This is a genomic window from Thiogranum sp., assembly GCF_058323355.1.
On sequence record NZ_JBTTIO010000054.1, the window covers coordinates 1 to 9,256 of the forward strand.

The 9,256-nt window shown below is 57.7% G+C and carries 7 protein-coding genes; 4 read left to right on the forward strand and 3 right to left on the reverse strand.

The annotated features are described in order from the left end of the window. The first annotated feature begins 81 nt into the window (after nt 1–81). Together ACW81B_RS07625 and ACW81B_RS07630 are read left to right on the forward strand one after the other, a co-directional pair. Entirely contained in the window at nt 82–1,695 is a 1,614-nt protein-coding gene (locus tag ACW81B_RS07625; RefSeq protein ID WP_491579622.1) for an ABC-F family ATPase, read from the forward strand. A gap of 9 nt (nt 1,696–1,704) precedes the next feature. Further along, nucleotides 1,705–2,265 (forward strand): DUF1415 domain-containing protein, encoded by a 561-nt coding sequence (locus ACW81B_RS07630; protein ID WP_491579623.1) that lies wholly within the window; start codon nt 1,705–1,707, stop codon nt 2,263–2,265. Nucleotides 2,266–2,277: 12 nt separating this feature from the next. Here the strand turns inward: ACW81B_RS07630 and arfB are convergent, their stop codons facing one another. The 3 genes from arfB to rapA form a co-directional block, all read right to left on the reverse strand. Then, complete coding sequence (gene arfB, locus ACW81B_RS07635) at nt 2,278–2,694, reverse strand: alternative ribosome rescue aminoacyl-tRNA hydrolase ArfB (RefSeq protein ID WP_491579624.1); 417 nt, start codon at nt 2,692–2,694, stop codon at nt 2,278–2,280. 70 nt (nt 2,695–2,764) lie between these two features. Further along, the gene (locus tag ACW81B_RS07640) at nt 2,765–2,968 is read right to left on the reverse strand and encodes a cold-shock protein (protein WP_132971778.1); all 204 of its coding nucleotides are present in this window, start codon (nt 2,966–2,968) and stop codon (nt 2,765–2,767) included. Between the two features lie 233 nt (nt 2,969–3,201). Continuing rightward, nucleotides 3,202–6,093 carry an RNA polymerase-associated protein RapA gene (gene rapA, locus ACW81B_RS07645; RefSeq protein ID WP_491579625.1) on the reverse strand — a complete coding sequence of 964 codons (2,892 nt, stop codon included), beginning with the start codon at nt 6,091–6,093 and terminating at the stop codon, nt 3,202–3,204. A 507-nt stretch (nt 6,094–6,600) separates the two neighbouring features. Here rapA and efpL point away from each other — a divergent pair. Next, on the forward strand, nt 6,601–7,164 hold the full coding sequence (gene efpL / locus ACW81B_RS07650; RefSeq protein WP_491579626.1) for an elongation factor P-like protein EfpL: 564 nt from the start codon (nt 6,601–6,603) through the stop codon (nt 7,162–7,164). 211 nt (nt 7,165–7,375) lie between these two features. After that, the coding region (locus ACW81B_RS07655) for a YgiQ family radical SAM protein (protein ID WP_491579627.1) at nt 7,376–9,256 on the forward strand (1,881 nt) is incomplete at its 3' end.

Here is a 9,256-nt window from a genome sequence, read left to right on the forward strand (position 1 = left end):
CAAGCCGAATGGCTGAAAATATGCGATAATACCCCGCTTTGGCCTCGCGCCTTTCTGAATCAGCACCTTCGGTACATTATCTTGATCTCTACAGCCAATATCACTATGCAGTTCGGGGCGAAGCCCCTGTTTGAAAACATCTCCGTCAAGTTCGGCAACGGCAACCGCTACGGCCTCATCGGCGCCAACGGTTGCGGCAAGTCCACCCTGATGAAAATCCTCGGCGGCGATCTTGAACCCAGCGCCGGCACCGTCATGGTCGAGCCCAATATCCGCGTCGGCAAGCTGCGCCAGGACCAGTTTGCTTTCGAGGAACATACGGTTATCGATACCGTCATCATGGGTCACGATGAACTGTGGACCGTCAAGCAGGAACGTGACCGTATCTACTCCCTTGCCGAGATGAGCGAGGAAGACGGCATGAAGGTCGCCGAGCTGGAAGTGCAGTTCGCGGAAATGGACGGCTACAGTGCCGAGGCGCGTGCCGGTGAACTGCTGCTTGGACTGGATATTCCCATTGAGCAGCACAACGGCCCGATGAGTGCCGTGGCGCCGGGCTGGAAGCTGCGGGTGTTACTGGCGCAGGCACTGTTCGCCGACCCGGATATCATGCTGCTCGACGAACCAACCAACAATCTGGATATCAACACCATTCGCTGGCTGGAAGATGTGCTCAACGAGCGCAACAGCACCATGATCATTATCTCCCATGATCGTCACTTCCTGAACAGCGTGTGCACGCACATGGCCGACCTCGACTACGGTGAGTTGCGCGTCTACCCCGGTAACTATGACGAATACATGACTGCAGCGACCCAGGCGCGTGAACAACAGCAGGCAGACAACGCGCGCAAGAAGGCCAAAATCGCCGAGTTGCAGGCCTTTGTCAGCCGTTTCTCCGCCAATGCATCCAAGGCCAGGCAGGCCACCTCGCGCGCGCGCCAGATTGAAAAGATCAAGCTCGAGGACATCAAGCCATCGAGTCGTGTGAACCCCTACATCCGTTTTGAACAGGACAAGAAGCTGTATCGTCTGGCGCTGGAAGTCGAAGGACTGTCGCGGGGCTGGGAAGCGGGCAAGCCTTTGTTCAGTGACCTGAGTCTGCTGGTGGAAGTCGGTGAGCGCATTGCCATTATCGGTCCCAACGGTATTGGCAAGACCACGCTGCTGCGCTGCCTCGCCGGTGACCTGGCGCCGGACAGTGGCGAGGTAAAGTTGTCGGAGAATGCAGAACCGGGTTATTTTGCCCAGGACCATGCCGATGACTTTGCCGAGGACATGACATTGTATGACTGGATGGACCAGTGGAAGCAGGCCGGTGACGATGAACAGGTGGTGCGCGGCACTTTGGGCCGCATGCTGTTCTCGCAGGACGAGATCAAGAAGTCCGTCAAGGTGATTTCCGGTGGCGAGCAGGGCCGTATGCTGTTTGGCAAGCTGATGCAGCAGAAGCCCAACATCATGATGATGGACGAGCCGACCAACCACCTGGATATGGAATCCATCGAGTCGTTGAATACCGCATTGGAACACTATCCCGGCACGTTGATTTTCGTCAGCCATGACCGCGAGTTCGTTTCGTCACTGGCAACACGCATTATCGAGATGACCCCGCAGGGGCTGGTCGATTTTCAGGGCAGCTACGAGGACTACCTGCGCAGCCAGCAACAGTCCGACAAGGCGGCCAACGCCTGAGGCGCAGTGATGAACGCGGATGACGAAGCCTGTATTCGCCATACGCGTCGCTGGGTCGAGGAGGTCATCGTTGCGCACAACTTCTGTCCCTTTGCCGGGCGTGAAGTGGAGCGCGACAGTATTCGCTATACAGTCAGTCCTGAATCACGGTTGAGCGGTGCGCTGGAAGTGCTGGTCGATGAATGTCTGCGACTGGATCATGACACCGGCATCGAAACCACACTGCTGATTTACCCGTCTGGCTTCGAGGTGTTCGAGGACTACCTCGACTTTGCTGCGTTGGCAGAAGGTCTTTTAATTGAGCAGGGTTACGAGGGTGTCTACCAGCTGGCGACCTTTCACCCCGACTATCGCTTTGCCGATTCGGTGGAAGATGACCCCGCCAACTACACCAATCGTTCGCCTTATCCCATGCTGCACCTGATTCGTGAAGCCAGCCTGGAAAAAGCCATTGCCGGACACCCGGACCCCGAAGGCATTCCAGAGCGGAATATTTCTTATGCTCGTGACCTTGGACTGAATGTATTGCGTGACCTGCTGGACAAGGTTCGCAGAAATGATGCGCAGTAAAAAATTCAGGCTTTAACTGTCCGTTACCCGTCCACGCAACGCCTTATTCCGGCTGTGCTTGCGTTTGCTGTCCAGTCGTTTGCGCTGTGAACTGCGGCTGGGTTTGGTGGGCTTGCGAACTTTCTGTACCCGGGTTGCTTCACGGATCCATTCGGCAAGGCGTTGCAGCGCAGCCTGCCGGTTCTTTTCCTGACTGCGGTACTGCTGCGCCTTGATGACCAGTATGCCGTCCTTGCTCAGGCGGCTGTCGCGCCGCGCCAGCAGGCGCTGGCGAATATCTTCGGGCAGGGTCGCCGTGTTGATGTTGTAACGCAGGTGTACCGCGCTGGATACCTTGTTGACGTTCTGGCCGCCGGCGCCCTGCGCACGGATGGCGGAAATCTCGATGTCGTGATCGGGAATGATGAGATTGCGCGTGACGTGTAACATTTTTCCTTACCCTGAAAACAGAAAACCCCGCCGAGGCGGGGTTTCCGGTAAAGCTGAAAAGGTTTTCAGCTTACTGCGGCATTACCTTGGCAGCCTGCAGACCCTTCGGGCCCTGCTCGACTTCAAACTCAACCGTCTGGCCTTCGTTCAGCGTCTTGAAGCCGGAGCCTTCGATTGCGGAGAAGTGTACAAACACATCATCGCCGCCATCGGACGGTGCAATAAAGCCAAAACCTTTGGATTCGTTAAACCATTTAACGGTACCTGTAACCATGCTATTTACCTCTTGTATAGATTAGGTGTAGTCAATTGCCGATCATGGTGTGGTGTACAGGAGTTACCTAAATGGAGCTTCTGATGGACCTTGAACGTGCAACTTGATTTTCAATGCAATCCGTACCCGGGTCAGATCAGCAGTCGCCGAAGCCGGATTACGAGAATAACTATACACTATTTTCACAAAAATACACCTTGTGCACCAATATTTTAGGAAATACTAATCAAGTTTCAGGTGGAAACGATGACACGCAATGCATCGAGGCGCAGGTGGGCGGACTCGATAAGACGGTTAACCTCGTTCAGCTGTTGTTCGAAGTAGTGGATTTCTTCATCACGTACGTTGGGATTTTGACGTTGCAGGGCTTTTAGCCGATCTATTTCCGCACCCAGCGTGTGTGTAGCCTGCTGGTGCGCCTGTTCAAGGATTTCCGGTGCCTGTTTCAGGGCGAGTTGTTCGCATTGCTCGATCATACGTCGCAGCTCGGTTTCCTTTGCCTGGACAATCCTGTTTGCGGTTTCGGCAGTAACGGTTTTGCGCAGGTTATACACATCGTCGATGCCAAGTTGATCCTCGTGCCGGTTACCGCGTTCATCCAGCACCACGCGAACCGTGGTGGGGGGCAGGTAGCGACCGGTTTGCAGGGATTCGACCGCGGCGGGTTCCAGCACGAACAGGGCTTCCAGCATCAGTGTGCCGGGTTGGGCACCCTGGTAAGCCACGGCGGACAGCGCCGTATTGCCCAGTTCGCTGGATTGCACCATGTCCATGGCGCCGATGACCAGCGGATGGTCCCAACTCAGGAACTGTACATCTTCATTGGCGAGCGCAATGTCTCGTTCATAGGTGATGGTCATACCGTCGTCCGGCAGGCCGGGGAAGCGGTTGAGCATGTGTTCGCCGGGGCTGATGTAGTAACAGCCTTCGCGGTGCAACTCGTTGTTGACGTCGTGACAGTTGAACAGGCGTTCCATGTAGGCCGGCAGGCGGTTGTGACGGTCTTCGGCGAGTGCCCGTTCACGCAGGTGGTTGGCGATATCCGGGCGGCAGGAGTTGAGTTCCAGCAAGCGGTCGCGACCGCGCGCCAGCTCGGCGTTGAGCTGCTCGTGCAGTGCGCGGGTGTCGTCCAGCAGTGGCGTCATGTCGAGGTCGGGGTGTTTCAGGTGATCGAGCAGTTGTTCCTGCATTCGGGTAAACACCGCGTGTCCGGCCGGGCAGGTATGCTCGAAGGCGCCCAGCCCTTCGTGTATCCAGTGAAACAGGGCGGCCTGCGCACTCTGTTGCATGTAGGGTACATGGATGCGGATGGTGTTTTGTTGACCGATGCGGTCGAGCCGGCCGATGCGTTGTTCCAGCAGGTCGGGGTTGAGCGGCAGGTCGAACAGCACCAGGTGGTGGGCAAACTGGAAGTTGCGTCCCTCGCTGCCGATTTCGGAACACACCAGTACCTGCGTGCCTTCTATGGGGTCGGCAAAGAATGCGGCCGCACGGTCGCGTTCAATCAGCGACAGGCCTTCATGGAACACCGCGGCGTGAATGCCGATGCGTTGTTTCAGGTGGTCGGCCAGTTCCAGTGCGGATTCCGCACTGGCCGTGATCACCAGCACCTTGTCGGGACGGATGGCGGCCAGTTGTTCGACCAGCCAGGGAACACGCGGGTCGAAGCGGGTCCAGGATTCTGCGTCAGCCGCAGAGATGGCCCGGTAGAGACGTTCCGGTGTGAGTAACAGCCCGGTTTCCTCATCCTCCAGTTCGTCAGCCTGTGACAGGCAGGCCGCATAGGCTGATGGCAGGGGCAGTGCATGCGCGTGGACTTCACGTTGCGGAAACCCTTTTACTGCGGTGCGTGTATTCCTGAACAGCACACGCCCGGTGCCGTGGCGATCGAGCAATTGTTCAACCAGGGTGGCGCGGATTTCCGTCTGCTCCGGTGCATCGGCGGGCAGGGCGGTGAGCCGATCGAGCAGGGCACGGCTGTCTGCGTCGCCGAGTTGTGCGTCCAGCGCCTGCCGCGCCTGTGCATCAATCGTCGTACCTTCGAGCAGGCTGTCAACCGCTTGTGCAACGGGTTCATAGGCGGCTTCTTCAGCGAGAAACGTGTCGTAGTCGCCGAAGCGGTCCGGGTCGAGCAGTCGCAGACGTGCAAAATGCCCGGCCTTGCCGAGCTGCTCCGGTGTAGCGGTCAGCAGCAGTACACCGCGGGTGTTGCCGGCAAGCTGTTCCACCAGTTGATATTCGGGGCTGGAGGTCCCGGGGGACCAGTGCAGGTGGTGCGCCTCATCGACAACCAGCAGATCCCACTCACCCTCCACGGCCTGCTCGGCGTACTGCGGGTTGTCACGCAAAAATTCCAGGCTGCACAGCACCAGCTGTTCACTGTGGAACGGGTTGCCGGCATCGTTCTCTTCGGCAATGGCTTCGCAGCGCTCGCTATCAAACACACTGAAGAACAGATTGAAACGGCGCAGCATTTCCACCAGCCACTGGTGGACCAGGCTTTCCGGCACGATGATGAGCGCACGTCGCGCGCGTTCGGTCAGCAACTGCCGGTGCAGGATCAGGCCGGCCTCGATGGTCTTGCCCAGACCCACCTCATCGGCCAGCAGTACACGCGGGGCATAACGGCCGGAAACTTCGTGTGCAATATACAGCTGGTGTGGAATCAGGCTGGTCCGGCAGCCGGTCAACCCGCGCAGATCCGAATGTGTCAGGCGGTTGAGGTGTTGCAGGGTTTCGTGGCGTAGTTCGAACCACTTGTTCTTGTCGATCTGACCGTTGAACAAGCGTTCGGCAGGGCGGTTGAGTTGCATGAAATTGTTCAGTTGCGACTCACTGATCTGTGCCGGCTGGCCCGCTTCGTTGAGGCCGATATAGGTGTACAGGCCGTCGTGTTCCTCGATACGCTCCACGCTGAGAACATTGCCGTGCGTATCGATGACGGTGTCGCCGGGGACAAACTGTACGCGGGTGAGCGGGGCGGTTTCCCGGGCGTAGGTACGGGTGTCGCCAGTGGCCATGAACAGCACGGTAACGGTGCGGTGTTCCACCGATAACACGGTGCCAAGGCCCATTTGTGTTTCGGCAACACTGATCCAGCGTTGGCCGGGTATAAATTCCTGCACGGGGTGTCCTTCAAATGAACAAGCGGCGTTATGGTAGTTGAAGTGTGGGGAAATTGATAACGGATATTGGTGATCCTGGTCTCGTCAGGGGCCGGATAGCCTTTTATCAACCAACGGTTTGCCCGCTACGCGGGTTCCCTGCACTTCTCGACGTTTTGCGCGCTCGCTAAACTCGCGGTTTCTGCGAAACCACTCAGACAACGCTCGCTTGATCGCAAAACGTCTGCGATGCTCGGCTACACCGATGGTTGATAAAAGGCTATCCGGCCCCTGACTTGTTCCGTGCCAGATTTTGGGGCTCCCTGGTGTCTGTTCAGTGTCATTGCGAGCGCAGCGAAGAAATCTCTTTTATCGGGTGCCAGGCTGACAGAGATTGCCGCGCTGCGCTCGCAATGACAGTATTGTTAAACATCCCCCAAAAAAGTGTCTGGCACCTTACCACCACACTTGGTGAAATCCACGCTAGAATACCCAAACCCAAAAGCAGCAACAGGCCAGTTCCCCCTTATGAAAGCCAATGAAATAAAGAAAGGCATGGTGTTCCAGCTCGATGGCAAGAATATCCTGGTGAAGCACGTGCAGGTACAGTCCCCGTCCTCACGTAGCGGCAGTACCTTGTACAAGGTGCGCGGCCAGGACCTGGTGTCGCGGCAGAAGTTCGAGCGCAGTTTCAAGGGCGACGAGTCGGTCGAGCCGGTGGATATGATGCGCTGTGCGGTACAGATGCTGTATCGCGACGGTGACGGTTGCACGTTCATGGACATCGAAAGTTACGAGCAATACACCCTGTCGGACGAGGCGCTGGAGGATGAGCTGGATTTTCTGCATGACGGGCTGGTGGGTATTACTGCCCTGGTCGCCGACGGTGCTGTGCTGGCGATTGAATTGCCGACCACGGTGGCGCTGGAAATTACCGACTGTGCGCCGGGCATGAAAGCGGCATCGTCTTCCGCGCGCACCAAGCCGGCAACACTCAGCACCGGGCTGATTGTGCAGGTGCCGGAGTACCTGACGCCAGGTGAAGTCATCAAGGTAAACAGTGAAACGCGCGAGTTTATTTCCCGGGCATAAGGGCCGGGCAGGGTGACAATAACCCCGCGCGGCACGTTGATATAGGCGCCGAAGCCGCCCGTAACTGATATACTGCCCGTCCCGTCAATTCGAGGGTTTCCGCCTCTACGGTTCCCGGCTCATGCGTCCACCCAAATCCCTGTTTTCCTGGCGTCCCTACTGGGCCAAGCGCTTTGGCACGGCGCCGTTGCTGCCGTGTACGCGCGAGGAGATGGATGACCTCGGCTGGGATTCCTGTGACATTATCCTGGTGACGGGTGATGCCTATGTCGATCATCCCAGTTTCGGCATGGCGGTGATCGGACGGGTGCTGGAAGCGCAGGGCTTCCGTGTCGGCATCATTGCCCAGCCGGACTGGACCAGCGCCGATGATTTTGCGCAGCTGGGCCGGCCCAATCTGTTCTGGGGCGTCACGGCCGGCAACATGGATTCCATGGTCAACCGCTATACCTCGGACCGCAAGGTGCGTTCCGACGACGCCTACACGCCGGGCGGGAAGGGCGGCAGACGGCCGGACCGTTCCGTGCTGGTGTATGCGCAACGCTGCCGCGAGGCATTTTCCGATGTGCCGCTGATTATCGGTGGTATCGAAGCCAGCCTGCGGCGTATTGCACACTACGACTACTGGTCTGACAAGGTGCGCCGTTCAGTGCTGCTGGACGCGAAAGCGGATTTGCTGGTCTACGGCAACGGCGAACGCCAGGTGGTCGAGATTGCACACCGGCTGGCAGCCGGTGAACCCGTGGACCAGTTACGTGATATACGCGGTACCGGATTCGTCACCAATGAGATTCCTGAAGGCTGGGTCGGGATCGATTCACAGGACATTGATTCACCCGGCAAAGTGGAGCCGCACCCCGACCCGTATGCTTCGCAAGCGGAAAGCAAGCCTTGCGATACAGCCGCAACGCAACAGGATGAAGTGATGGTTCCTGTTTTACGCAGAACGCAGATCGACCGGGAACGCAGTTTTATCCGCATGCCGTCCTATGAAGCGGTCAAACAGGACCCGGTGTTGTATGCACATGCTTCGCGCGTCATGCATCTCGAAACCAACCCGGGCAATGCGCGCGCGCTTGTGCAGCGCCACGGCAAGCGCGACGTGTGGCTCAATCCGCCACCGATTCCATTGACGACCAAAGAACTGGACCGGGTGTTCGAGCTGCCCTACACACGCCAGCCACACGCGATGTACAATAATGAACGCATCCCCGCTTACGAGATGATCCGCTTCTCGGTCAACATCATGCGCGGCTGCTTTGGTGGTTGCACCTTCTGCTCCATCACCGAACACGAAGGGCGCATTATCCAGAACCGTTCGGAAGATTCCATCGTGCGGGAAATCGAAACTATCCGCGATACAGTACCCGGTTTCACCGGCGTGATATCCGATGTCGGTGGTCCGACCGCCAACATGTACCGGCTGGCCTGCAAGAGCCCGAAGATCGAGGCGGCCTGTCGCAAACCTTCCTGCGTCTATCCCGGGATTTGTTCCAACCTCAAGACTGATCACGCGCCGCTGGTTCGATTGTATCGCCGTGTGCGTGAATTGCCCGGTATCAAAAAAGTCCTGGTCGCTTCCGGGTTGCGCTATGACCTTGCGGTGAAATCACCCGAGTACGTCAAGGAACTGGTGACGCACCATGTTGGCGGATACCTGAAGATTGCACCGGAGCATACCGAAGAGGCCCCGCTGTCCAAAATGATGAAGCCCGGCATGGGCGCCTATGACGCCTTCAAGGAAATGTTTGAGAAATACACCCGTGAGGCGGGCAAGAAGCAATACCTGATCCCCTATTTTATTGCAGCACACCCCGGCACCACCGACGAGGATATGATGAACCTCGCGTTGTGGTTGAAACGCAATGATTTCCGTGCCGACCAGGTGCAGACCTTCCTGCCATCGCCCATGGCAACCGCAACAGCCATGTACCATTCCGGCAAGAATCCACTGCGCCGTGTACGTCGCAACAGTGAAACCGTGCCGATCCCCAAGGGTCTGCGCATGCGCCGCCTGCACAAGGCGTTCCTGCGTTATCACGATGCTAACAACTGGCCGCTGCTGCGTGATGCGCTGAAACGCATGGGGCGT